We start from the raw sequence: 25,513 nt of genomic DNA on the forward strand, positions 1-25,513 counted from the left end.
AGAAACAGAAACAGAAACAGAAACAGAAACAGAAACAGAAACAGAAACAGAAACAGAAACAGAAACAGAAACAGAAACAAGGGCTGAAGCTAAAAATCAATTTGATGCTGAAGCGCGCATAGCCAGTGTCGCGCTAGGGGCAAAAATCGACACGCAATTTATCAGCCGCGCTGTACTCACTACTATGATTGATGACCGCGAACCAACGAACGTGTTGAAAGATGTGATCGCGACCACTCAGTTTAGTGACAAGCTTTACTTTTTCACCGAAGTACACGCGCTTAAAGATCAAGTAGTGTCGCACCTGTGGTTTCATCAAGACGAGTTGATGGCAGAAGTGGAGCTGCCGATCCAAGCTGCGCGCTATCGTACTTATTCAAGTAAGAACGTCATGCCGAGTCAGACCGGGGATTGGCGTGTTGAGGTGGTGACGCAGTCAGGACAACTGCTTGCCCAAAAGACGTTCCGCATTGTGGATAATAGTCAGCAATAATCTTACTCGCAGTATCGTGTATGGCAGCACGCGACTGACTGCCATCACCACATAGTTAACTCTTTGCAGCGGCAATAACGCTGCAATAAATGAAAGGCAAATCATGACAGAACAAGTTTCCATATTACGTATTGCAACGCGCAAAAGTGCTTTGGCGCTATGGCAAGCCGAATTTGTGAAGGCAGAGCTTGAAAAACACCATGCGAATCTAAAAGTAGAGCTTGTGCCGATGTCGACGAAAGGCGACAAAATCTTAGATACGCCATTGGCAAAAATTGGTGGTAAAGGGTTGTTCGTCAAAGAGCTTGAGCAGGCCATGTTAGAAGGGCGCGCAGATATTGCGGTGCATTCAATGAAAGATGTACCGGTTGATTTCCCAGAGGGACTCGAGCTGCATACTATTTGTGAACGTGAAGACCCAAGAGACGCGTTTGTGTCTAATACTTATACCTCACTTGCAGAGTTGCCAGAGGGCGCTGTAGTTGGCACCTCAAGCCTACGTCGCCAATGTCAAATTCGAGCAGCTCGTCCGGACTTAGTTATTAAGGATTTACGTGGTAACGTGAATACTCGCCTAGCTAAGCTCGATGCGGGTGAATTTGATGCTATTATTTTGGCCGCGGCGGGACTTATCCGTCTAGAAATGGCTGATAGAATCGCAAGTTATATTGAGCCTGAAGAATCATTACCGGCCAATGGCCAAGGCGCTGTCGGCATTGAATGTCGTAGCGATGATGCTCAAACTAAAGCATTCCTCGCACCACTGGAGCACACTGATACACGCATTCGTGTACTTGCCGAGCGAGCAATGAACCGCCGTTTGGAAGGAGGATGTCAGGTTCCAATCGGTGCTTACGCAGAAGTCTCGGGCGATCAGGTGCACTTGCGCGGCTTAGTGGGGGCTGTCGATGGCAGTGAAATCTTGCGCGGCGAATGCTCAGGTACGGTTGCAGAGGCTGAGCAACTTGGAATTCAATTGGCAGAATCTTTACTTGCGCAAGGTGCAGATAAAATTCTTGCTGAGGTTTATAGGGACGCTTAAATGAAAGTTGTGCTAACTCGACCCGTTGGCAAATCAGAACCTTTATCTGAGTTACTGACACAGCAGCAAATTAGTTCAGTAATTTGCCCAGTATTGCAGCTTAACGAAGTGGCGGTGAGTGACACTGCTAAAGCAATGATAAACGAAGCCGAGTTAGCTATTTTTGTCTCGCCGGATGCGGTGCGATACTTTCACCAGTTAGAAGTACCATTAGCCGGGCATTGTGCAGCTTTTGCTGTTGGCGAAGGCACGGCCGATGCTATCCAGCAGACCCTAAATATCAAGGCTAAATACCCTAAACAACCTGATTCCGAAGGCTTGCTTGCACTCCCGCAGCTGTCCTCTGTTGAGGGCAAGCGTGTATTGTTGGTCAAAGGGAAAGGCGGGCGTCCCGTTATTGCGCAAACTTTAAAAGCGCGGGGGGCCATCCTTGACAGTTTGGTGGTTTATGAACGTGTTGCCGTAAAAGACAATGCAGATGGCTGGTTAGACCACTGGCGAAGCCAGCAGATTGAAGGTATAGTCATTACCAGTAATAGTGCAGCGGATGCGATTTTTAATACGCAGTCGTCAGCAAGTAAAGATTGGTTGGCTCAGCGCACTTTCTTTGTTGTGAGTCAACGTATTGCTGAGCATGTACAGCAATCCTATAACATCGAACAGTCTCAAATTGTGGTATGTCATGGCCCTGATAATCGTGCCATCGCAGGGAGTATCATCGACTATACCAAGCAGCAAGGGCGCAAAATGACTCAGTCTGAATCGCAAACAAAGAATACAAATACTCAGCAAGCTTTAAAAGCAGCAGAGCAAACAGTAACGCCACATCACGCTAAGGCTGGTGTGAGTAAGGTTGCGCTCATTGCATTATTAGTGGCGCTTGGCAGTGGTGCTGGTGCTGGCTATGTCTATTTGCAACAGCAACAACAGTTGCAACAAGCGTTGCTAGCTAACCAAGCGATTAACGCTGAAAATCAGCTATTAAACACCCAGCTGAGTGGCGCTAAATCGCAACTTCAGCGAGTAGAAAATGTGCTGGATTCGCTACAAGACAATGTCGCAAAGCGATTGGCTGAGCAGCAACAGCATGTGGAAACTCAGCTAACGCAGACGCTTGCCAAGGCGCAGCAGCAAGTAAGCGGTGCCGTGGCCTCTGAGGCCTTGTATTTACAGCGCCTTGCTGCATTTAAGGTTGCGGCAGAGCAAGATTATCTCGGCGCAATCGCTATTCTGCAGCGCTTGCAAGAGAGCCTAGAGTCTGAGTCAAACACGGCTGCTGTTAAGCAGGCGATTGCTAAAGATATTGCGGCTTTGAAGGCCTTGCCTAAGCCACAAACTGAGTCACTTTATTTTGAACTTCATGGTTTATTGTCTCAAGTTGATACGCTAACGATAAAAACCAAACAAATTCCGCAAAAGACTGCGAGTGAAGATGCTGCGCTATCGCAACAGGTTGATGATTGGCAAGCGAACTTAAAGCGCTCTTGGCAGGGGTTGGTTGATGACTTTATTACCATACGTCACCATGATGAAGTGGTGATAGATCCACTGCTAGATAAAAACGAGCAGCTGCTTATACGCACGCAACTGCGTGCTTATCTAACCCAAGCACAAACCGCATTAGTAGATCAGCAAGCAAGCATTTACTTCAGTGCGCTTGATAGTGCAGCCGACACGTTGGCACGTTACTTTGATACGCAACAAGCGCCTGTGAGCGCGATGCTGCAGGCTTTAAACAAGCTGAGCCGCAGTGAAGTTCAGCGCCAAGAGTCGATTGAACTTGCCACCCCAGCAGCAGTAAAAGGGTGGCTAAAATGATGGCAAAAATCATCACCTTCGCGCTTATTTTTATCGCGCTAGCCGCCAGTCATTTACTCATAGATGAGAAAGGCTATGTGTTGATCTCTTTCAATCAAACCACGATTGAAGGCAGTATAGTGTCTTTCACTATCTTGTTATTACTCGCCATCACCGCTTTAGTGTTGTTGGCTAAGATAGTGCGTTGGTCGTGGCATCGTCTAGTCAATACGAAAGGCCACTTTTCCAGAAAGCGTAAGCTAAAAGCGCAACAAGCATGGAACGAAAGTTTGTGGCTATTTATTAATGGCGAAGTGGAGCAGGCTGCAACCTTGTTGACGAAAACTCCGCAGCCGGATGAACGCCAAGACTATGTGCGTGCCATCGCAGCCAAAGCGGCGTTAAAGCAAGGAGATGTTGTCAAAGCGAATACGGAGCTAGAAGCAATATCGGATGACAACCAAGGGCAACTCGCGGCGTTGTGGTTGGAAGCAAATAATAGTGAACAGGCATTGGCTTTACTTGATGACAAAATGTCTGCAGCTAAACCAACTTCAGCGGTGCTTAGCGGTTACATTTTAGCTTGCCTACAGGCTAAACAACCCGAGCAGGCTACAGCACAAATCGCGAAGTGGCACAAAAAGCTTAACTGGAGTGATACGCAGTGGCAGAGTGTGTTCGAGCGCATGTTTGTGATAGCCCCAGAGCAAGCAGATACTTTGTTTAATACGCTACCTAAGGCAGTAAAAGCGCATGCAATACCAGCTCTTAATAAGGTGAAGCTGCAACAGGGGCGCATAACTGAAGTGTTAGGTGAGCTCAAGAAGCTGCTCAAACAAGGTCAATATAATCAGTTATCGGATTACTTGCAACACAGTACGCAAAGTAGTAATGAGCTTAAGTTAGCACTGCAGCAGCAATTGAAAAAACATCCAGAGGACAAGGAGCTGCTGTTTGCATTGGCTTGCCTTTGCAATGCTGAGGGGGATTATGAGCTTGCTGCGAAGATCTTTGACTCCTTAAGCGCAAACCCTTGGGAAGCGCGCTGGAGTAAGCAAGCTCAGCTCGCCTACGAAAAAATACATACCTACGAGAAAGCGTATTTAATCGCAAAGTCGTAAAGAAAAGCCTGTGCAGCAATGTGCAGGCTTTTTTGCATTAAAGTTAGCTATACTCAATTCTGACATATGTCCTTGCTATCTCAGTTTAGGTGCGTATGATCCCAAAAATTTTAACTGCAAATCGAGTCTCTTATGATCAATAACACACTTCCACTATTAGATTTACATCGCCACTTAGATGGTAACGTTCGTGCTACAACGATTTTAGAACTTGGCCAGCAGTTTAATATGGATTTACCTGCAACGGATCTTGAAGGTCTACGCCCGCATGTTCAAGTGTTGGACAATGCACCCAACCTAATGGCGTTTCTTGAAAAGCTAGATTGGGGCGTAAAGGTACTGGGTGACTACGATGCTTGTCGTCGTATTGCGATTGAAAATGTTGCTGACGCAGTTGCGCAGGGTATTGATTACACTGAGCTAAGGTTTAGCCCTTACTACATGGCAAAAACCCATAATCTACACCCGCAGGGCGTTGTTGAAGCCGTAGTCGACGGTGTACAAAGTGCAGTCAAGGGTCAAGACATTCAGGTTAACCTGATCGGGATTATGTCACGCACATTTGGTGTTGAGAAATGCCAATATGAGCTAGATGCGCTACTTGCCTTTAAGGAGCAGTTAGTTGCGATTGACCTCGCGGGTGACGAGCTGGGCTTCCCGGGCGAGCTGTTTATTGAACATTATAAGCAGGTTCGCGATGCTTACCTTGGTGTGACGGTACATGCTGGCGAAGCTGAGGGCGCGGTAAGCATCTGGCAAGCCATTAAAGAGCTTGGTGCAACACGTATTGGTCACGGAGTTAAAGCAATCCATGACCCGGCTTTAATGGACTATTTACGTGATAATCGTATCGGGATCGAGTCTTGTTTAACCAGTAACATCCAAACAAGCACCGTCGAAAGTTTAACTACGCATCCATTGAAAGCATTTTTAGATCATGGCGTATTGGCAACCATCAATACCGATGATCCTGCGGTTCAAGGTATTGAGCTAGATAACGAGTATAGCCATGCAGCTGCGGCGGCAGGTCTAGACTTGAGTGATATCCATAAAGCGCAGCGCAATGCAGTTGAGATTGCTTTTTTAAGTGAGGCCGATAAAAAAGCCTTACTTGCAAAGAAAGCCTAAATTGAACTAGCTGTGTGGGATTATCCCGCACAGCTAAGATAACTCTCTTTTAGCGCCGCAACGACTTGGCTGCGTGTCACAATTCCTATGACTTTACCTTCGTTTATGACGGGAAAAACCTTAGGACTATTTTGCTGCATTCTCTGTGCGAGGTCGACAACGGTTGTTGCAGCTTCAACACTCAGGGCTGGCGTCGCCAGTAAATCTCCTACCTGTACTTTACCGTCGCAAAAGTAGCTGGAATTAAGCAAAGGCTTGAGCAGCTGCTGCTCTGAAATAAATCCAACAAGATGACGCTTTGCATCTACCACTGGCGCACCAATTAAATGATGCTTTTGCAGCAAACTAATAGCATCAGTGAGTTCAGTGTTAGCGGTTAGTGTTGGAAAATCGGGTGACATAATGTCACGAACATAGAGTTTACTCATCATACTTCTCGCGGTATTTGTGTGTACTAAGAGAATAGCGGGCGAGTGGTTTTTGGTAAAATGAATTGTTTTGATTGGTTTATTCTATTTTTTCAATGTGTGACTAAAGGCCAGCCACACATTGGATAAATTGCTATTAAATAACTTGGCTTAAGTTACTTAACCTGAGGTTTGGATAAGGAATGTTCCAACTCATTGTTTTTAAAGCATAACTTAGTTTTTCCTTGTCTAGCCAGAGAGTTTTAGGGAAAACACCGCTTCCGCGTCCTGCTCTCGCTAAGGTACCTACATCCTGTAGGCAAGGCGAATTTACGCACCAATAGCTGGCTATTGGAAGTGAATTCAACGCAGTTAGCGCTAAAACTGGCTGCTAGAAAGGCATTAATTATCCGCAGCTCAGGTTACTTAATAAACGCAAAAGCGTCGGCGTACATAAAGTCGCGCTCAGCACCATGATTGATAAAGTCATCACGCACGATGCCAATCATGTCAAAGCGGCCAGCCATATAAATACTGTACGGCTCTAAAGAAACGATATCTTTCATCACAGCCTGATGAACGAAACCGCGGTGACCTTTCCATGTTTCACTGGCATTTTCTACCACAGGAATAAACTGGAAGTGTTTATTTGAGGCGGCCCAAGCTTCCATCTCCGCTTTTGCATACAGCGCAGATTCTTCTTTTACACCCCAGTAAAATAATACTGGTTGATCGTAACCCGTTTCAGCCAAGTGATCGGCCATAGATTTGACATAAGAAAATCCAGTGCCGCCGGCAAGTAGAACTAGTGGACGCGCTTGATCAACACGGATCTGAGATACGCCAAGACCAACTTCTAATGCAACGGTTTGCTTTGTATCAAAAGCGTTACGTAGGTGATCTAGTGATTGCATGGCATAAGAGTCAGCGCCAGAAGCACCGATATGTAGCTCTAACTGCTCTGTTTTTGAAGGGCTGCTGGCAATCGAGAAAGCACGTTTGTCTTTTTCACCAAGTACCAATTGCAGATACTGGCCGGCTTCGAATTGCACCGCTTCTTCAGGTTTTAATATAACTTTGTGAACAAATTCCGTAAGAGGTGTAATTGAGACAACCTCTGCTGCTAATACTTGCATGTGTTACCTTTATTAAGCACGTGGCTAAAGTCTGTGCACTCTAGCATAGCTGAGTGCACAATGTTAGATGATATATGTCATTTGATGGTGATCCCTAGGGTATCCCAAATTTCGTCAACGCGTTGTTTAACCTCGGGATCCATAACGATAGGCTCGCCCCATTCACGGTCGGTCTCACCCGGCCATTTGTTGGTTGCGTCCATACCCATTTTAGAACCAAGGCCGGATACAGGGGAAGCAAAATCGAGGTAATCGATAGGCGTGCTTTCAACTAAGGTGGTGTCTCTCGCAGGATCCATACGTGTCGTTATCGCCCAAATCACATCATTCCAATCGCGAGCATTCACATCATCATCACAAACAATGACAAACTTGGTGTACATAAATTGTCTAAGGAAAGACCATACGCCCATCATCACGCGTTTAGCATGCCCCGGATACTGCTTTTTCATGGTGACGACCGCCATGCGGTATGAGCAGCCTTCTGGTGGAAGGTAAAAATCGACGATTTCTGGAAATTGCTTTTGTAAAATCGGCACGAATACTTCGTTGAGGGCAACACCAAGAATAGCTGGCTCATCAGGCGGACGGCCCGTATAGGTGCTGTGATAAATTGGATCCTTGCGATGGGTTATATGGGTGACTGTCATCACAGGAAAGTCGTCAACTTCATTGTAGTAGCCGGTATGATCGCCATATGGACCTTCTGGCGCGAGCTCGCCCGGTTGAATATATCCTTCTAAGACGATTTCGGCACTCGCTGGTACTTGAAGTTCATTCGAGATAGATTTAACGACCTGCGTCTTACTACCACGTAGTAGACCTGCAAATGCGTATTCGCTTAGCGTATCTGGAACCGGAGTTACCGCACCTAAAATCGTCGCCGGATCAGCGCCAAGTGCAACAGATACCGGATACGGTTCGCCCGGATGCTCTTTGCACCACTCCTGAAAATCAAGCGCGCCGCCGCGATGTGATAACCAGCGCATAATAATTTTGTTTTTACCTAACAACTGCTGACGATAAATCCCTAGGTTCTGACGCTTTTTATAAGGACCTTTGGTTACCGTCAGCCCCCATGTGATTAAAGGTGCGGCATCACCAGGCCAGCAATGTTGAATAGGTAGTGTAGTGAGATCGACCTCATCGCCGCTCAATACGATTTCTTGGCATGGGGCTTTTTTCACTTCTTTGGCAGGCATATTCAACACTTGTTTGAATACCGGTAGTTGGCCAATGGCTTCTTTAATTCCCTTCGGTGGATCGGGTTCTTTTAAAAAAGCGAGTAACTTGCCGACTTCTCTTAGTTCACTGACATCGCTTTGTCCCATCCCCATTGCAACGCGCTTTGGTGTGCCAAATAGGTTAGCCAGTACTGGAATGTCATAACCTACAGGGTTTTCAAATAGGATAGCGGGTCCACCTGCTCGCAGCGTTCGGTCTGCAATTTCTGTCATTTCTAGTTTGGTGGAAATGGGCTGCTTGACACGAACAAGTTCTCCTTGCTTTTCAAGCTGGGTTATAAAATCTCGTAAGTCTTGGTATTTCATCGGCGCACTATGAGTTGAGTTTGGCCTAGTATATCAACTAGGCATATTTTTCCTAGCTGTACGGATGGGGTGGTGAAAAGGTTTAGTTATTCACTTTTGCGTCTACACTATTGCGAAATAGGCTACACTTTCAGAACTTATCCGCTTGTCAGTGCACCAGAGCAAGTGTATAAATTGTTATAAAAAGATGTGTGTGTTGAGTTGTTTTGATATGAAACAAGCAAAAATCGACTTTCGATGTAGCTCACATACCCTTTGCGCTATAGTCGCCGCGGTTGCATAAAACGATATCCTGAGGGGTCTGAGTTTGAAGTTGATGTCAAAATTGCTCGGGGGGCTGCTATTGCTGTTTTGTATGTCAGCACCAGCTAACGAGTTACCATATTATACTTTTTCTAATCACAGTGCGGTGATGTTGATCATCGAACCCACGTCTGGAAAAATTTTAGATGCCAATAAGGCTGCCGCCGCATTTTATGGATACAGCGAGGCGGCTTTAGAGTCAAAGGCCATACAGGATATCAACTTATTTACCGCCGAACAGGTTGCTAATGAGCGCCAGGCAGCACTAAATGAGGGCCGTAATTATTTTATCTTCCAGCATCAGACGGCGGGCGGTAACGTGAAAACGGTAAGTGTGCACTCGACGCCGTTTGAAAATAGTGATGGTAAACCTAGGTTACTTTCCATCATCCAAGATATGAGCGAGCAGCGTAAGTTGCAGCAAGATCTCTGGCATTACCAAGCAAATCTTGAACAACAAGTCTTGCTACAGACTGAAAAAATCAAACAAGCCAATATGGTGCAGGTCATTTTGTTAACGGCTGTGATAGCTGTTTTGATCCTGTTTATGGCAGTATTGATGACCATGTTGGTAAGGCTTAGACGTTCAAACCAGCGCGCACAAGCTCAAGGCGCGAAACTCAGTGCTATTTTTGATTGTATGACCGCATACTTGGTGTTTACCGATGAAACACACCATATTGAAGCCGTGAATGGAACTGTATTAAAGGATTTTGATAGCTTAGAAGCGTTAAGATCAAAATCTATTTATACCTTATTTGATGTTCTCGATAGTGAAAAGTTGCTAGCGGAAGGAACGCTTGAGTGCCAACTTGATGCGCGTTTTGGCTATTGTAATGTTCGAGTTTCGTGTGCCCCCGTAGTCAGTGAAACGCAAGCTAAGCTTGGCTTCATTTATGTTATTCAAGACATCACAGAAGAGCTTGAGAATGAGCGAGAGCAGCGTTTAGCAAGCACGGTATTTGCGACAACCACAGAAGGCGTGTTGGTCTCCAACAAGCATAATCAAATCCAAATGGTAAATCGCGCGTTTAGCGAGATCACAGGCTATGGTATGGAGGAAGTGATAGGTGAAACACCAGCCTTACTGAATTCAGGGCGTCATGATGAGCGATTTTTCAATACGCTATATGATGATTTGATTAACAGAGGCCATTGGGAAGGAGAAATTTGGAACAAGCGCAAAAATGGTGAAATCTATCCAAGTTGGTTGCAGGTGTCAGCTGTGTTTAATGAGGCTCGGGAAATTGATATGTATGTTGCGCTATTTAGCGACATTACCTCGAGAAAACGCAACGAACAGTTGATGTGGCAACAAGCCAACTTTGATAGCTTGACGGGCCTTGCAAACCGCCATCATTATCACGTTAAGTTTGATTTAGCATTGAAGCGAGCAGCTCAGCTAGAAGAACGCTTTGCGATTTGTTTTATCGATCTTGACCGCTTTAAAGCAGTAAATGATACGCTTGGGCACCATATTGGTGATTTACTACTCAAAGAGGCTGCAAACCGTATTAATGAGTGCGTGCGAAGCTCTGATACCGTTGCAAGATTAGGTGGGGACGAGTTTGCGTTACTGCTACAAGATATCAGCTCTATCAGTGATTTAGAGCTGGTTGCGACTAAGATTTTACGCGCGTTAGCCAACCCTTTTCATTTGGAAGGGCACGAAGCTTATGTCTCTGGTAGTATGGGGATCACTTTCTATCCAGATGATGGAACCGATCGTAAAGTGTTGCTACGTAACGCAGACAGTGCAATGTATAAAGCGAAGGAGCATGGTCGTGACTGCTTTCAATTTTATACCTCTGCGATGCATCAACATGCCAAAGCGCGTAGCGTCTTAGAAAGTGCCTTGCATAAAGCACTATCAAATCGTGAATTGTCACTGGTATACCAGCCTATTTTTTCACAGCTTGGCAACGGCGACCTCGTTGGCTGTGAGGTATTGTTACGATGGAAAAGTGAATTGCTGGGCCATGTTTCACCCGACCAGTTTATCCCTGTCTGCGAGGAGTTGGGTCTTATCTTACCGATTGGGGAGTGGGTGCTTTATCATGCTTGCTCTCAAGTTAAAGCTTGGCAAGACAGCTATGGTAGACCCTTATTCATTGCGGTTAACGTCTCTAGTATTCAGTTCAAACGCCAAGATATGGTCGAAGTAGTAAGAAAAGTGCTTAGAGATACCAAACTGGAAGCAAAACACCTGACATTAGAAATCACGGAGTCGGTACTGGTTGAAAACTCAGACAAAATATTGTCGCAATTAAAAGCATTAAGAGAGATGGGCGTGGAATTGGCGATTGACGATTTTGGCACTGGGTACTCGTCGTTAAGTTATCTCAAGCGCTTCCCGCTTTCTAAATTAAAAATTGATAGAACCTTTATTCGTGACTTACCTGAAGATGAAGAAGACAAAGCGCTCGTCAGTGCGATAATCCTGATGGCGCACAAGTTGAATTTAAAAGTGATTGCGGAAGGGGTTGAAACCCCATCGCAGTCGATGTTCTTAAAAAGCTTGCTCTGTGATATGACGCAAGGCTATTTTCACTCTAAGCCCGTGGCACAACAAGAGTTTGAAGCAAACGTTTTAACCATGCAGTATCACAAACAAAGCCACAGTTAACAGGGGTGATCTTGGCATAACTTAGCCAGAGCCGTTTGTGCTTTATAATTACCTTGCTCTGCGGCAAGTTTAAGCCAGTGGATAGCTTTTTTAATGTCTTTTTCACCGCCTTCACCGTCACGTAGCATTGTTGCGTAGTTATATTGCGCCCACGAATTGCCGGTTTTAGCCGCTGCTGCAAATCCCATTTTTGCTTCTTCAAAATCTCCTTGGCTGTAAGCGCGAATTGCTTCTTGGTTCTGTGCTGAGATATTAGGTCCGTTATACAGTGGCTTCGGCTTTTTAAACCTTTGTCTAACAACGCCGCCCAGCACATGGATCCCTACGGGTCTGTAGACGGAAACAATCATTTCATCGTCAAGTAAGTCTAATAGGTTGTCTTTTTCTAATGTCAGTCTTTGTGGCTTAAAATAATGATCGGTCATTAGCATGCTGACACGTATATCTCTGGTGATGTTACGCATCGTACGATAAGTGTAGGCACTTTCTTTCACTTCAATGTTTTCGTCTGTCAGCTCAGTAATTTGTAATACCTGAAAAGCGGGCTCATAGACTTGCTCTGTGTTTTTACCAGCATCAAAAATAATCAGGTCGTCGATTTGTGGAGACGCTAAATACGTTTTATAACTGGCGACTTGTTGTTGGTGTTGGTTAAAAAAGTAAAGTGCAATAGTGACCACAATCAGTGCCGACACGGCAACTTTATATTTACTGATAAAGTTGAATATTGTGTCGTAAAAGGAAAAGAGTACGCTTTTGATTTCCATATTCTAATAATTAGTCATGTATGGGTATGTCTAAAGTAGGCAACTTGAGTGTAGGGGACAAGCATACTTGTCCCCATAAATGTAAGATTTTATTTCCCAGCCATTTTCGTTTTAGCATCGGCAGCCATTAAGGCAAATACGGCGTACGCTGCAGTGTTTTGCTTTAACTTTGCCGGATCGACTTTATCAAGTGTATCATCAGCTGTGTGGTGATAATCAAAATAGTCCGTGCCATCTTGATGTAACGCGAAGATTGGCGCTGATGTAGTATTTTTAAGCGGAATTAAGTCGGGGCCACCATGTGCGCTATTTTTACCAATATAAGTAACACCGAGAGGTGCCAACTGTTTAGCAATCTCACGCACGACTGGTAAAGAAGCTGCATTTACGTTTGACTCAAACGCATAGACTACATCTGCACCAAAGTCGGACTCTGACGCGGCCACAATGCGGTCTAATTCTGCCTGATGCTTTTTAAAATAAGCTTTTGCGCCCCAAAGACCCAGCTCTTCTGCTGCAAATAGGACTACGCGAACACTGCGTTTAGGGCGTTTTACGTCGGCAATATGTTTAGCTGCTGCCATCGTTAATGCAACACCAGCGCCATCATCGAGTGCACCAGTACCCAGATCCCAAGAGTCTAAGTGACCACCAATCAAGACATACTGCTCTGGAAATTCAGTACCCGTGAATTCGCCGATGACGTTGTAACTGGTTCCTTCACCTAAGTCCTCGGTTTGAATATTTAGCGCGACTTTAACGGCATGACCGGAGTTGATAAGGCGTGCTAGCTGATCCGCATCTGGGTTCGCAACTGCAGTAGACGGGATCTTTGTCACTCCCGCTTTATAGTGACTGCCGCCAGTGTGCGCGAAGCGGTGATGGCTGGTGCTGACTGAGCGCATCATATAAGCGATAGCGCCTTTTTTTGCCGCTTCTACGGCGCCGCTATTACGAGCTCTTACCGCCGGTCCATAGCCATTACCATCAATGTCGCGGTTCATGCGGTAATTAATAAAAGCTATTTTACCTTTTAAGCTATTGTCTGGCGCGGCAATCAGCTCATCGAGAGTTTCAAATAAAACTACCTCACCACTTAGCCCATCTTTTGGTGTGCTGACGCTGTTACCGAGTGCCGTAAGGTGTAGCGGTTGTTCGCTCGGTATCAGTATTTTTGCAGACTCATGGTAGCGGCGCCATTCAGGAAAGGTCGCTTCCTCAAGCCAGACTTTGTCAAATCCCAATTGCTCAAGTTGTTTCTGTGCCCAAGCTACCGCTTTTTTATCATTTTCGGTACCCGGTAAGCGTGGGCCTACTTCTGTGGTGAGGGATTCTAGTAGTTGCCAACTTAGGTTGCTGTGGCTTGCCGCTTCTCTGACTTGTTTAACTTGTTCTAATTGTTGTGTAGTAAATTCTTCGGCTTGTAGTGCTGTACTCAAACCTGCGCTTAATAAACCAAATGCCAATAGTGATTTAAACTTCATGATAATCCTTGGTAAAAATGGAGTTACCGAGAGATTAAAGCATAAATTTTGATGTAAGTCCGTGTATTGCGATGAGGATAACTCATCCACAATCTAGGGGCGCTTTATCTTGGAATAATAGAGTAAAGCGGTTAGCGAATTTACACATTTGGTATAAAATACGCGATTAAGATAGCGAATAGGAAAGCACTGTGTCGATCACTTCATTTTCTCAATTACCTCTAAACCAAGCGCTTGCTCAGCGCCTTGTAGATCTTAACTACGTGGTGCCAACGGCAGTACAGTCTGCGAGTTTAGCACTGGCGTTGACTGGACAAGATTTAGTCGTGAAAGGGAAAACTGGATCTGGCAAAACACTGGTGTTCTCACTTGCGCTGCTGAATAAGCTGCAGCCCGAGTGCAATGAAGTTCAGGCTTTGGTGTTATGTCCAACGAGAGAGTTGGCTGATCAAGTCGCACAAGAGATCAGAAAAGTTGCGGCTCTAATTAATAACGTCAAAGTGCAAACACTCTGCGGAGGAATGCCAATTGAACCTCAAACACGGGCGTTGCAACATGGTGCGCATATTGTTGTTGGTACACCTGGTCGGGTTGAAGAGCATGTTTTTAATGGCTCACTCATGCTAACTGAAACGCAGACTGTGGTATTCGACGAAGCTGATCAGATGCTGGATATGGGCTTTACTGAAACGCTAGAAAGCATTTTAGTGTATGTGCCTGAAGTTCGACAAACACTAATGTTTAGTGCGACTTACCCAGACAAGATCATGAAACTGGCTAAGCAATATATGCGTGAGCCAGAGTTTGTTGAAGCGAAAGAAGAACAAGCACACCACAGCATTAAGCAAACCTTTTATAAATTAGACAACAATAAAATGCGCTTTAACGCACTGAGAGTGCTGTTAATGCAGCACCAGCCGCAAAGCTGTATCGTTTTTTGTAATACCAAAGCTGAGACTAAGCGACTATTCGAAGAATTACGCCAGACCGGACTTGCTTGTGTCGAGTTACATGGCGATTTAGATCAAGGTGAGCGTGAGTGGTCATTGCTCACTTTTGCCAATAAGAGTGCCAATATTTTAGTTGCCACTGACGTTGCTGCTCGAGGGCTCGACGTTGAGGAAGTTGAGCTTGTGGTTAACTATCATTTGGCGCTTGAGCCGCAGACGCATATTCACCGTGTTGGTCGCACGGGTCGGGGTGAGCACAAAGGTATCGCAGTATCTCTTTATGGAGAAAAAGAAGCCTTCAAAATAAAACAGTTAGCGGAAATATATGGTCAAGAGCTAAAACATGGCACGTTGCCGGGTCATTCACTACTCGAAAAGCCAGCCTACAAGTCGAACATGGTGACCCTCATGATTGAAGGTGGAAAGCAGCAAAAGCTCCGCAAAGGAGATATCGTAGGTAGTTTGACGGGTGAAGAGGGGATTAGCTTTAAGCAAATTGGTAAGATCAATATTTATGACGTGCAAACATTCGTGGCGGTAAAACGCGAGGCAGTAAAGCCTGCACTACGTAAGCTTAACAATAGTAAGATTAAAAATAAGCGTTATAAAGCCTTACGTGCTTAAGGTCTGTTTAAGTATCTCATACTCATTCATCAAGCGTTTGAAAGTCTCCTCATCACCTGATTTATCTGGGTGATGAGTCAGAGCCAGTTTTCTCCAACATTGGCTTAACACCCTGCGATCATAACTGTTAGGCAGTCGCCAGCGTGTTTTAATCGCGTTTAATTCGTCAGCCTTGATATCAATTTGCCGGCGAGCGCCATTGAATGCAAAGTGCTGCCAAAAGTTATCCAACAGAGCACTCACTTCTTCACCACTGGTTTCGTAATGCTGCCAGTCTAAGTAGTAACTTCTGAGTGGATCATCTAATGCTAATTGATGCTCACCAGAATGTGGTGACAGATAAATATTGAGTGCTTCAACATGCAGGTATTGGCCTTCGGCGAATACCTCTTGCTGAAGTTGATAAAGAGCATTCATGATCAAGAAGTTACGCTTGAAGAGGTTTTTATTTTCATCTTCATCAAGGCGAGGCAGTTGCTGTTGCTCCATCAGGGCGGCGGCAATAGTGTGCACTTTTAAAGATTGATTTTGACAAATTAATCTAAAAATAACATCTGTTAGCGGATTGAACATTGTCGGCTCTTTAGTCTTGGTGTATCTTCACACTACCACGCAGACTAAATGATAGGCAACGGAGAGCAAGAATGAAATTATGGGGGCAACAAAAGCCATGGTCTGTGATTGTTTGTTGTCTGTTTCTTTCAAGTTCCTTTTGCGCCGACGCTGCGTTAAACAGTATTACATTTGCTGAACGTGTTGCGGAGGTAAAGCAAACCTCTGATTGGCAACAACAAAAGATCCTTGGAGCTGAGTTACTTGGTGAGCAAGGACTGGAAAAGGCTAGCAGAATTGATCTTTTGCTTAGCCTCGGTAAGTCTGCTTATCAACAGAATCATTTCAAAGATGCACTTACCTTTCTTAATCAGCTAGAACAGCTAACGCAACAGAATACATTGAGTGACAACCATTTTAATGCGGTAAAAGTCCAAGGTATTTGCTATTTTTATCTAGGCCATTATCAGCAGGCTATAGATTTTTATTCACGGGCATTGGCGTTGGCCAAGCAACGTAACGTCCCGATAGAAGTGGCGAATTTATATAGCAACTTAGGACTAGCCTACTTTAATAGCTTTACGCTCGATTTGGCATTGCAAAATTTTCTAAAAGCGGATGAGTTATATCAAGAGTTTGGTAATGCTCAAGATCATGCTGATATCCTTTTGAACATATCAGGTGTTTATATCCGTCAAGCTGCTTACGAAAAAGCGGAAGAGATGCTCCATGATGCGCTAAGCGCATTCGTCGAGTTAAACGATGAATATGGTGCGGCGCTGGCCCAAGCTGACCTTGGGGTGCTGTACACGGAGACTAAGCGTCCAGCGCTTGCTAAAGCTTCTTATCAAGCGGCAATTGCTTATTATGAAACCCAGAATGATGTTCGTCATCTATCATTTGAATATGGCAACCTTGCTTTATTAAGTTATTCACAAAACCAATTAGAACTTGCCGAAAAAGAAGCAAACTTCGCGCTCTACTATGCCGAAAAGTCACAAAACCCTGCCAACCTTATGGAAGCTCAATTTATCTTGGCAAAGATTTTCTTTGCGCAAGGCAGACTGGATGAAGCTTTGACTAATGCAGAGCATAGTTTAGCTGCAAGTCGAATAATGCATGAACAAAAGAGAGAGCGAAAGGCGCTTGGTTTGCTTGCCCTAATCGAAGCTGCACAAGGTAATATTAAGCGTGCAAGGGAGTATGACTCGCAAAATCAGGAAGCGCAAAACCGCATGATGAATGATGATATGCTCAAGCGTATGAATGACTATCGTGCTAAATATGAGGCCAGTGAGCTGACTCGTGAAGTTGAGATACTCAAGCAAGAGCAAAAGTTACAGTTATTAAAAGAAGAACAGCGCAGTCAGTTACAGTTGTTGGGTGTTGTCATTGGGATATTAACTTTGCTAACCGCCTTCGCCTTGTATCGACGCAAGGTCGAACAAAGAGCAAAACTGGAGTTGAGTCAAAAAGTCGCACTTAGAACATCCGAACTTCAACAAAAGGCGGATGAATTAAAGGCGGCTAACCGAGTTAAAAGCCAGTTTTTGGCAAATATGAGCCATGAAATACGAACGCCACTGACAACGGTGTTGGGTCATGCGGAAGACCTCCTAGTCGAACACGACTTAAATGAGCAGGTGCAAGCGTCGGTTAAAACTATTTATAATCAGGGGCTACATTTAAGGGATCTGGTCAACGATATTCTTGACCTTAGCAGGATAGAAGCTGAGCGTTTAGAGCTTGAATCCACAGAGTTTGCGGTTAGCAGCTTGCTTGCCGACTTATGCGATATGTTCCAACAAAACATCCAGAGTAAGCAATTAGAATTCATCGTGAGTTCTCAAGTCAGATCAAATGCCTATGTTCGCCTCGATTACATCCGAGTAAAACAAATACTGATAAATCTGCTCAGTAATGCCTTGAAGTTTACAGAAAAAGGCAGGATTGAATTAGCCGTATCTGAGACGCATCATGGCTTGTTGTTCACCGTTGAAGACACAGGTATCGGCATGAGTGAGCAACAGATTGGGCGAATATTTGAGAACTTTCAACAGGCCGACAACAGTATCACGAGGCGCTTTGGTGGGTCAGGATTGGGGCTAAGTCTATCTAGTCAATTGGCGCATATGATGAATGGTGAGATTAACGTACAAAGTGCCGTTGATCAAGGCAGTGTATTTTCCTTTAGTGTGCCTTGTACGGTATATCTCAACACCGAAAATGCTGAAGTTCAAATTCCACAATTAAAACAGCCACAGCTGTCGGGAAGTGTTCTGGTTGTTGAAGACCATCCTGAAAATCGTCAACTGTTTTCACGTATGATAGAGCGTACTGGTGCGACGGTATGCGTAGCCGAAAATGGTGCAAGGGCAGTCGAACAGTGTCTGAGTGATTTTCCAGATTTAGTTTTGATGGACATTCAAATGCCTGGGATGGATGGTGTCGAGGCGCTGAGAATTATTCGTTCAGCAGGTTATATGGGGCCAATTTATGCGCTCACGGCAAATGTGCTGACAGAAGAAGTCAAATCATATATTGATTCAGGATTCAATGGACATATTGGTAAGCCGATTAATAAAAATGAATTATTAGGGGTCTTGAATACACATTTAACTCTTGAGTCTGAAGGAAAGCCATATGAGCTTAAGATCGATTTATCGGATTTGCGAGATAGCTTTTCAAATACCTTTGAGCAAGAGCGTTACTTATTAATTGACGCTTGGCAAAACAAAGACTTGGCTACACTTCAGAGTACATGCCATAAACTTGCTGGAGCTGCTTCAATGTTTGAATTTCCAGAACTTGCAAACATCGCAATAGAGTTTGAAAAAGTGCTAAAGCAGGGTTGTGAAGAGCAATTCCAATCTTTGTTTTTGGCGTTGTGCGATCAACTAAAATCTCAAGAGTCTTTGGCCTCTTAAAAGAGCTCTATATCGTCGGAGTCATCCACCTTCAAATTGTCAGGTTGCGTATCATCACTGATAGATATTCGGGAGCTATCTTTTCTGGTATCTAGTTCCGGTGTGTAGTCAGCGATTTTAAAAATAGACAGCTTTTCATGAATGCTTTGTGATAGGGCAATGAGATCACGATTGGACACAGCTTGTATTTTCGTACTCGATAGGGCATCAGAGTTTAGATGAACCATTGACTCTATGCTCTCTTGAGCTGCGTCAGAAGCTTGTTTTTGCTCCCCAACTTGCTGATGAATATCATGAGACATTTGGTTGATAGAGAGCATCGAGTTTTCTATTTCATCAACTTCTTTTGTAGAAGCTTCGCTTAATTTTACTGTGTTATCTGTTTCTTCTAGCGCCGCTTGCATCAGCGCATAAACAGAATCAGTACCGGATTGTATTTTTCTAATAACCTGACTTACTTCTTTGGTTGATTGACTCGTTCGTGCTGCCAGATTACGCACCTCGTCGGCAACAACGGCGAAGCCTCGGCCAAGCTCTCCTGCTCGTGCGGCCTCAATTGCAGCATTCAGCGCCAGTAAGTTGGTTTGTTCCGCAATACCGTTAATCACTTCAAGTACTGAGCTAATCTCATTGCTGTCGGTTTTGAGGAGTTCTATTTGTTTACTGGTTTTTTTGATGTTATCCGCAAGTGTAAGCAGACTTTCTTGGCTTTTATCGGTGTCTAATCGGGTTTGTTTCACCGCCGTTGTAGCATTCTCTACCGATGCGTAGATCTGCTCTAAACTAGTATCCAGGCGCGCAGAAATCTCCAACATAGACTGTATTGAAGTCGCTAAGTATTCACCGTGAGTATGCTGTAGCGTCGCTTTTTGTGTCATGGATGCATAAGTATCTCTTAAGCTATCTGCCATAGGGTGAAGCCGCGAAGAGGAGGAGTAGACTTCGCTAATGATGTGTTCGATGACAGCAAAGCAATCATTCATTAGTAGGCAGGATTTAGAGATATTTTTATCTTGTTCGTTAAAGCGGTAGGTAAGGTCTACCCCACTGTCGGTGATAAAGTTTCGAACGAGATGTTCCATATGTTTTTCTGCAGAGGAAGCGCTTTTAAAACATATGAATTGCAATAACGCTCCTAGTGTTAATGTACCAGCTGCAGCAGCTATCTTAATCGCATCTGAGGAAATAAAAGTAATTGCAAGTGTTACAGAAGCCAAGTTAAACAGTGTGACAGCGGCAATAATACGACTCGGCTTCATGTTACGTCCCTTGGTTCATTATTCAAATCTAGTTTAATTTTATTAGGTAGGTATAGAACAAAAACAGGTAGTTGGCGAACCTGAAATGCAAAAAGCCAGCATAAGCTGGCTTTTCAATAACTAGACTCTAAGTCTACTTACTTACGACGCATTGAGTCGAAAAACTCATCGTTTGTTTTGCTCATGGAAAGCTTATCAATAAGGAATTCCATCGCATCGATTTCACTCATTTCATGCACAATCTTACGCAAGATCCACATCTTTTGAAGCTCATCAGTCTTCGTCAGCAGTTCTTCACGACGAGTGCCTGAGCGGTTGAAGTCGATAGCTGGGAATACACGTTTCTCCGCGATCTTACGGTTTAGGTGTAGTTCCATGTTACCCGTACCTTTAAACTCTTCGTAGATAACTTCATCCATCTTAGAGCCGGTATCGATAAGTGCTGTTGCAATGATGGTTAAGCTTCCGCCTTCCTCAACATTACGTGCGGCACCAAAGAAACGCTTTGGTTTGTGAAGAGCATTGGCATCAACACCACCGGTTAGTACTTTACCTGATGAAGGAATAACCGTGTTATATGCTCGGGCAAGACGTGTAATTGAGTCAAGTAGAATGATGACATCCTTCTTATGTTCAACTAAGCGTTTTGCTTTTTCGATAACCATTTCTGCTACCTGAACGTGGCGGTTGGCTGGTTCATCAAACGTAGAGGCAATAACTTCACCTTGAACAAGTCGCTGCATTTCAGTTACTTCTTCTGGACGTTCATCGATGAGTAGTACCATCAATGTTGCATCTGGGTTGTTGTATGTGATGGACTGAGCAATGTTTTGTAGCAACATTGTCTTACCTGCTTTTGGCGGTGCAACGATAAGTGCACGCTGACCTTTACCAATTGGAGAAGCAAGGTCCAGTACTCGAGCGGTAATATCTTCTGTACTACCATTTCCTCGTTCCATCACCATACGCTCATTAGCATGAATAGGCGTTAAGTTTTCGAATAGGATTTTGGTACGTGAGTTTTCTGGCTTATCGAAGTTAACTTCATTAACTTTCAATAATGCAAAATATCTTTCGCCATCTTTTGGTGGTCTGATTAAACCACTGATGGTATCACCGGTACGCAGGCTGAAACGTCTAATCTGGCTCGGGGAAACATAAATATCATCAGGACCAGCTAGGTAAGATGCTTCTGAAGAACGTAAAAAGCCGAAGCCATCTTGTAAAATTTCTAAAACACCGCCGCCGTATATATTTTCGCCGCTTTTCGCGTGCGCTTTCAAAATAGCAAAGATAATATCTTGTTTTCTTAAACGAGCTACGTTTTCAAGTCCCATGGACTCAGCAAGTTTTACAAGTTCATTGATTGACTTGTCTTTTAATTCGCGTAAATGCATATTGGTGGGTTCTTTATTACAGTTGTCATTCTCGTTAGTTTCACGAGAGAGGTTGATTTGATAAAGCTTAAAGGTTTGTGGCTTTATAAGTTAGCAGCTAGGCGTCGGGTCGTCCAGTGTTTATACAAATTTTATTCTATTAAAAATGATATAGATCAGGCCTACATCTGCGGCAATTATGCCGCAGAGTTTGTAACAACCTGAATTATAGGTTGTTTTCTAAGAACTCAACAAGTTGAGTCTTAGATAAAGCACCAACTTTAGTTGCCGCTACAGCACCATCTTTAAATAGTAATAGTGTTGGAATGCCACGGATACCGTACTTAGGTGGAGTACCAGCGTTTTGATCGATATTTAGTTTACCGATCGCTACGCGGTCACCGTGTGATTCTGCAACTTCATCAAGGATAGGCGCAATCATTTTACAAGGGCCACACCATTCGGCCCAGAAATCTACTAGTACAGGCTTGTCAGATTTGATTACGTCAGCTTCAAAGCTGTCATCAGTTAGTTGGATAATTTTGTCGCTCATTACGCTCTCCGTTAGAATTAGGCGAAATATTTAATGCGTATTTAAACACTCTTGTTTCTTATTGCAAGTTTAAACGTTATGCTTTATTGCTATGACTAAGACACATTTGACCAATAAAAAATTCAACGACTTTGCTTTAGCACCGGAAGTGGTCGCCGGTTTACAGGAAAATGGCTTCGAATTTTGTACGCCAATCCAAGCAAAGTGTATACCTTACATCTGTGAAGGCCGCGATATCGCGGGCCAGGCACAAACTGGTACGGGCAAAACTCTTGCGTTTTTGACCGCGACCTGTCATCGCCTATTGCAGACCAAAAAGGATAAAAAAACGCAACCTCGTGCAATTATTATGGCACCGACTCGAGAGTTGGCTATCCAAATACATAAGGACGCGCAAGTCATTGCGCCACGTTGTGATCTTAAGCTTGCCCTAGTATATGGTGGCGAAGATTACGAAAAACAACGGGCTCAACTGGAAAAAGGCGCGGATATACTAATCGGAACGACTGGACGTTTAATCGATTTTTATAAGCAGGGTGCTTATAACCTCAATGATATCGAAGTGGTTGTGCTAGATGAAGCAGACCGAATGTTTGATTTAGGTTTTATCAAAGACATTCGCTATTTGTTCAATCGTATGCCAGGTCGTGAAGAGCGATTAAATCTATTATTTTCTGCAACATTGTCATACAGAGTGCAAGAGTTAGCATTCGAACACATGACCAATCCTATTCATGTACAAATTGAGCCGGATGTTAAAACGGGCAAACGTATTCAAGAAGAGCTATTTCATCCGTCAACAGAGGACAAAATACCTTTACTGTTGACTTTGATTGAGGAAGAGTGGCCAGAGAAGGCAATTATTTTTGCTAATACTAAGCACAGTTGTGAAAACGTATATGAATGGCTGAAAGCGGATGGCCACCGTGCAGGCTTGCTTACTGGAGATGTGAACCAAAAGAAACGTCAATCAATTCTAGCGCAGTTTACGCGTGGCGATGTTGATTTACTGGTTGCGACGGATGTTGCAGCGCGAGGTTTACATATTCCTGAAGTAAGTCACGTGTTCAACTTTGATTTGCCGGATGACAGAGAAGACTACGTTCATCGTATTGGCCGGACAGGCCGAGCTGGTGCATCTGGGCATGCGATTAGTTTCGCATGTGAACAATATGCCTATAATCTGCATGAGATAGAGGAATACATAGAACATGCAATTCCTGTTTCTCATTATGATAAAACAGCACTATTGACCGATTTGCGTGCACCGCAAGTAAATAAACGTCGTCATTCAGGTCATGGCAATAGTAGTAACAAACAACGTGGTGGTGGTCGCCGAACAGGTGGCTATAGGAAACCACAATCCAAGTAAACTTGGAGTGTAAAGTAGTAAGCGCTTAAAGCGATTTGTTGAGGTTTTAAAAGTGGCAAAGACTGCTTCGAAGGAAGATATTTACGCTGTAATAGACTTAGGTTCTAACAGCTTTCATATGTTGATCGCGAAACATATGGCAGGCGGTATTCACACAATCGGCCGTGTGAAAAGGAAGGTGCGGTTGGCATCTGGGCTTAATGACCAAAATGAATTGTCGCTTGAAGCGATGCAAAGAGGGTGGGAATGCCTGGCTTTGTTCGCAGAGCGCTTACAAGATATCCCCAAGCAAAACGTCAGTATTGTCGCGACAGCGACATTGCGTTTGGCTACTAATGCTCACACATTTATCGAAAAAGCGGAGCAGATCCTTAATCATCAGGTAAATGTGATAAGTGGGGAAGTGGAAGCAAAAACCATTTATAAAGGTGTCGCTCACACATCTGCCTGTCAAGGTAAGCAACTCGTTATTGATATCGGTGGCGCGAGTACCGAAGTCGTGATCGGAAAAGGCTTTGATGCCTTACTGTATAAAAGCTTAAATATGGGCTGTGTGACATACCTAGATAGGTATTTCAGCGATGGCCTATTAAGTCTCGAAAATTTTGACACTGCAGAGCAGGCTGCAAAGCAGGTAATACAGCCTATTCAAGCCAAATATAAAAAGCTTGGCTGGGAGTTAGCTATTGGCGCGTCTGGTACTGTTCAAGCCATTCAGGAAATTTTCGCTGCGATGGGCGAGAATGAACAACTGACGCTAAACAAGTTGGAAGAAGTAAAGCTTAAGGCAATTGAATGTGAAACGGTGGCTGCGCTAACTTTACCTGGGTTAATTGAAGAGCGCCGTTTAGTCTTTGTATCGGGCCTGGCAATTTTGATTGCACTATTCAAATCATTGGGTATTCAATCTATGGGTCTTGCCGGTGGCGCACTTCGTGAGGGTGTACTTTATAGTATGATCCCTGACTTTCAGGCTGTTGATATCTGTCAGCGCACATTGGATGGTTTCACTCAGCGTTATCATGTTGATGCCGAGCAGGCGCTGCGAGTATACGAAGTGGTGTCTGATATTATCGCCCAAGTGTCATCGAGCTGGGGTCTGGATGAACAAACGAGTTTTCACTTGGCAAAGGCAATCGCATCTCTTCATGAAATAGGCTTACTGATTGACTATAAACAGTACCACAGACACAGCGGCTATATATTGGCGAATACTTCGATGCCTGGATATAGCAAAGCGCAAAAAGATATTATCGTTGCTATCGTTAAAAATCACAGAGCCGACCTTGTTGCCAAAGACTTTGATCGATTAGGTTGTCACTTTGAATTCGCTAAGCTGTTATGCGTTGTAGTTCGACTTGGTGTTTTGCTATCTATGCGTAGAAAAGACGATGTTCTACCTAAAGTAACAGTTCAAGCTAACAATGAAGAGAAAAAGTCCCTGACTATGCAAATGCCCGATCCTTGGCTATCTCTTCACCCATTGATGTTAGCGGAGCTCGTTCAAGAAGCGGCTTACCTATCAAAATTCGGTTGGGAATTAAAAATAGAGCGCATTTAGCGCTCTTTTTGTTTGTAAAACATGCAAAAATAACTGTCTTAGAGTGATTTCTATCCAAACGATCTGTTTTTCGCAATTTTTTTAAAAAAAGGGTTGCACTAAAATCGGATCGCCCTATAATGCGACCCCACTGACACGGGGCGCTACGCTGAAAAGCAAAGCAGCAGCGAGTTAGCGTCAAGTAAAACTTAAGTTCGAAACTTCTGATAAAGAAATTCAAAATTAAGTGTTGACAAAAAATTGGGAATGCTTAGAATGCACATCCCTCGAAACAACGAAATGTTTCGAAACGTTCTTTAAAAATATGAAGCAATCATCTGTGTGGGCACTCGTACAGATTGAGTTCTAACAGCAGATTCTAGTTCGCTAGATGACGCAAACAAATTTAGAGTCTCAATTGAACTGAGTGACCAACAGAATAAACATAGTTTATTCAGCACAGTCAATTCGATACCGAAAGGTATCAAAATCAGAATTCAATGAGC

General features: G+C 44.1%; 19 protein-coding genes. 10 read left to right on the forward strand and 9 right to left on the reverse strand.

All coding sequences use genetic code 11. The features are described from left to right. The 5 genes from DRB05_RS22780 to add form a co-directional block, all read left to right on the forward strand. The coding region (locus DRB05_RS22780) for a DUF2914 domain-containing protein (protein WP_193554548.1) at positions 1 to 493 on the forward strand (493 nt) is incomplete at its 5' end. A gap of 103 nt (positions 494 to 596) precedes the next feature. Next, a complete protein-coding gene (hemC, locus tag DRB05_RS00565; RefSeq protein WP_128725211.1) occupies positions 597 to 1,535 on the forward strand; it encodes a hydroxymethylbilane synthase in 939 nt (312 codons plus the stop codon). Then, positions 1,536 to 3,353, forward strand: coding sequence for a uroporphyrinogen-III C-methyltransferase (locus tag DRB05_RS00570; RefSeq protein WP_128725212.1), 1,818 nt, complete (start codon positions 1,536 to 1,538; stop codon positions 3,351 to 3,353). Further along, positions 3,350 to 4,453: a heme biosynthesis HemY N-terminal domain-containing protein gene (locus DRB05_RS00575; protein ID WP_128725213.1), complete on the forward strand. Its 1,104-nt coding sequence runs from the start codon at positions 3,350 to 3,352 to the stop codon at positions 4,451 to 4,453. The genes DRB05_RS00570 and DRB05_RS00575 overlap by 4 nt, the downstream gene beginning before the upstream one ends. A 132-nt stretch (positions 4,454 to 4,585) precedes the next feature. After that, positions 4,586 to 5,581, forward strand: coding sequence for an adenosine deaminase (gene add / locus DRB05_RS00580; RefSeq protein WP_128725214.1), 996 nt, complete (start codon positions 4,586 to 4,588; stop codon positions 5,579 to 5,581). A 20-nt stretch (positions 5,582 to 5,601) separates the two neighbouring features. On the opposite strand, the gene DRB05_RS00585 is transcribed toward add, so the two are convergent. The 3 genes from DRB05_RS00585 to ubiD all read right to left on the reverse strand — a co-directional run bounded on the left by DRB05_RS00585 (position 5,602) and on the right by ubiD (position 8,674). Continuing rightward, positions 5,602 to 6,009, reverse strand: a complete 408-nt coding sequence (locus DRB05_RS00585) for a CBS domain-containing protein (RefSeq protein WP_128725226.1) — start codon at positions 6,007 to 6,009, stop codon at positions 5,602 to 5,604. A gap of 401 nt (positions 6,010 to 6,410) precedes the next feature. Then, a complete protein-coding gene (gene fre / locus DRB05_RS00590) occupies positions 6,411 to 7,124 on the reverse strand; it encodes an NAD(P)H-flavin reductase (protein WP_128725215.1) in 714 nt (237 codons plus the stop codon). Between the two features lie 77 nt (positions 7,125 to 7,201). Beyond that, positions 7,202 to 8,674 carry a 4-hydroxy-3-polyprenylbenzoate decarboxylase gene (ubiD, locus tag DRB05_RS00595; protein WP_128725216.1) on the reverse strand — a complete coding sequence of 491 codons (1,473 nt, stop codon included), beginning with the start codon at positions 8,672 to 8,674 and terminating at the stop codon, positions 7,202 to 7,204. A 355-nt stretch (positions 8,675 to 9,029) separates the two neighbouring features. On the opposite strand from ubiD, the gene DRB05_RS00600 reads away from it, so the two are divergent. Beyond that, complete coding sequence (locus DRB05_RS00600) at positions 9,030 to 11,603, forward strand: GGDEF and EAL domain-containing protein (RefSeq protein WP_240036182.1); 2,574 nt, start codon at positions 9,030 to 9,032, stop codon at positions 11,601 to 11,603. Here DRB05_RS00600 and DRB05_RS00605 read toward each other — a convergent pair. Both DRB05_RS00605 and DRB05_RS00610 read right to left on the reverse strand, forming a co-directional pair. Further along, positions 11,600 to 12,370, reverse strand: a complete 771-nt coding sequence (locus DRB05_RS00605) for a tetratricopeptide repeat protein (RefSeq protein ID WP_128725218.1) — start codon at positions 12,368 to 12,370, stop codon at positions 11,600 to 11,602. The genes DRB05_RS00600 and DRB05_RS00605 overlap by 4 nt on opposite strands. A gap of 89 nt (positions 12,371 to 12,459) precedes the next feature. After that, positions 12,460 to 13,854, reverse strand: a complete 1,395-nt coding sequence (locus DRB05_RS00610) for a M20/M25/M40 family metallo-hydrolase (RefSeq protein ID WP_128725219.1) — start codon at positions 13,852 to 13,854, stop codon at positions 12,460 to 12,462. Between the two features lie 191 nt (positions 13,855 to 14,045). On the opposite strand from DRB05_RS00610, the gene dbpA reads away from it, so the two are divergent. After that, a complete protein-coding gene (dbpA, locus tag DRB05_RS00615) occupies positions 14,046 to 15,428 on the forward strand; it encodes an ATP-dependent RNA helicase DbpA (protein WP_128725220.1) in 1,383 nt (460 codons plus the stop codon). On the opposite strand, the gene DRB05_RS00620 is transcribed toward dbpA, so the two are convergent. After that, on the reverse strand, positions 15,417 to 16,001 hold the full coding sequence (locus tag DRB05_RS00620) for a DNA-J related domain-containing protein (RefSeq protein ID WP_128725221.1): 585 nt from the start codon (positions 15,999 to 16,001) through the stop codon (positions 15,417 to 15,419). The two genes, dbpA and DRB05_RS00620, sit on opposite strands and share 12 nt — an antisense overlap. A 71-nt stretch (positions 16,002 to 16,072) precedes the next feature. Between DRB05_RS00620 and DRB05_RS00625 the strand changes: the two genes are divergently transcribed. Then, a complete protein-coding gene (locus tag DRB05_RS00625; protein WP_128725222.1) occupies positions 16,073 to 18,907 on the forward strand; it encodes an ATP-binding protein in 2,835 nt (944 codons plus the stop codon). Here DRB05_RS00625 and DRB05_RS00630 read toward each other — a convergent pair. From DRB05_RS00630 to trxA, 3 genes are all read right to left on the reverse strand, one after another. Next, positions 18,904 to 20,166 (reverse strand): methyl-accepting chemotaxis protein, encoded by a 1,263-nt coding sequence (locus DRB05_RS00630; RefSeq protein WP_128725223.1) that lies wholly within the window; start codon positions 20,164 to 20,166, stop codon positions 18,904 to 18,906. The genes DRB05_RS00625 and DRB05_RS00630 overlap by 4 nt on opposite strands. Positions 20,167 to 20,303: 137 nt before the next feature. Further along, positions 20,304 to 21,563 carry a transcription termination factor Rho gene (gene rho, locus DRB05_RS00635; protein ID WP_010604247.1) on the reverse strand — a complete coding sequence of 420 codons (1,260 nt, stop codon included), beginning with the start codon at positions 21,561 to 21,563 and terminating at the stop codon, positions 20,304 to 20,306. 205 nt (positions 21,564 to 21,768) lie between these two features. Beyond that, a complete protein-coding gene (gene trxA, locus DRB05_RS00640) occupies positions 21,769 to 22,095 on the reverse strand; it encodes a thioredoxin TrxA (RefSeq protein ID WP_010378172.1) in 327 nt (108 codons plus the stop codon). 91 nt (positions 22,096 to 22,186) lie between these two features. Between trxA and rhlB the strand changes: the two genes are divergently transcribed. Next, on the forward strand, positions 22,187 to 23,467 hold the full coding sequence (gene rhlB / locus DRB05_RS00645; RefSeq protein WP_128725224.1) for an ATP-dependent RNA helicase RhlB: 1,281 nt from the start codon (positions 22,187 to 22,189) through the stop codon (positions 23,465 to 23,467). 52 nt (positions 23,468 to 23,519) lie between these two features. After that, positions 23,520 to 25,028 (forward strand): guanosine-5'-triphosphate,3'-diphosphate diphosphatase, encoded by a 1,509-nt coding sequence (gene gppA / locus DRB05_RS00650; RefSeq protein ID WP_128725225.1) that lies wholly within the window; start codon positions 23,520 to 23,522, stop codon positions 25,026 to 25,028. Positions 25,029 to 25,513 lie beyond the last annotated feature (485 nt).

Source organism: Pseudoalteromonas sp. A757 (genome assembly GCF_004103285.1).
GTDB classification, from domain to species: Bacteria; Pseudomonadota; Gammaproteobacteria; order Enterobacterales; family Alteromonadaceae; genus Pseudoalteromonas; species Pseudoalteromonas galatheae.

Coding starts and splice junctions, on each gene's coding strand:
- hemC (WP_128725211.1), top strand. CDS start 597: ATGACAGAACAAGTTTCCATATTACGTATTGCAACGCGCAAAAGTGCT.
- DRB05_RS00570 (WP_128725212.1), top strand. CDS start 1,536: ATGAAAGTTGTGCTAACTCGACCCGTTGGCAAATCAGAACCTTTATCT.
- DRB05_RS00575 (WP_128725213.1), top strand. CDS start 3,350: ATGATGGCAAAAATCATCACCTTCGCGCTTATTTTTATCGCGCTAGCC.
- add (WP_128725214.1), top strand. CDS start 4,586: ATGATCAATAACACACTTCCACTATTAGATTTACATCGCCACTTAGAT.
- DRB05_RS00585 (WP_128725226.1), bottom strand. CDS start 6,009: ATGAGTAAACTCTATGTTCGTGACATTATGTCACCCGATTTTCCAACA.
- fre (WP_128725215.1), bottom strand. CDS start 7,124: ATGCAAGTATTAGCAGCAGAGGTTGTCTCAATTACACCTCTTACGGAA.
- ubiD (WP_128725216.1), bottom strand. CDS start 8,674: ATGAAATACCAAGACTTACGAGATTTTATAACCCAGCTTGAAAAGCAA.
- DRB05_RS00600 (WP_240036182.1), top strand. CDS start 9,030: ATGTCAGCACCAGCTAACGAGTTACCATATTATACTTTTTCTAATCAC.
- DRB05_RS00605 (WP_128725218.1), bottom strand. CDS start 12,370: ATGGAAATCAAAAGCGTACTCTTTTCCTTTTACGACACAATATTCAAC.
- DRB05_RS00610 (WP_128725219.1), bottom strand. CDS start 13,854: ATGAAGTTTAAATCACTATTGGCATTTGGTTTATTAAGCGCAGGTTTG.
- DRB05_RS00620 (WP_128725221.1), bottom strand. CDS start 16,001: ATGTTCAATCCGCTAACAGATGTTATTTTTAGATTAATTTGTCAAAAT.
- DRB05_RS00625 (WP_128725222.1), top strand. CDS start 16,073: ATGAAATTATGGGGGCAACAAAAGCCATGGTCTGTGATTGTTTGTTGT.
- DRB05_RS00630 (WP_128725223.1), bottom strand. CDS start 20,166: ATGAAGCCGAGTCGTATTATTGCCGCTGTCACACTGTTTAACTTGGCT.
- rho (WP_010604247.1), bottom strand. CDS start 21,563: ATGCATTTACGCGAATTAAAAGACAAGTCAATCAATGAACTTGTAAAA.
- trxA (WP_010378172.1), bottom strand. CDS start 22,095: ATGAGCGACAAAATTATCCAACTAACTGATGACAGCTTTGAAGCTGAC.
- rhlB (WP_128725224.1), top strand. CDS start 22,187: ATGACTAAGACACATTTGACCAATAAAAAATTCAACGACTTTGCTTTA.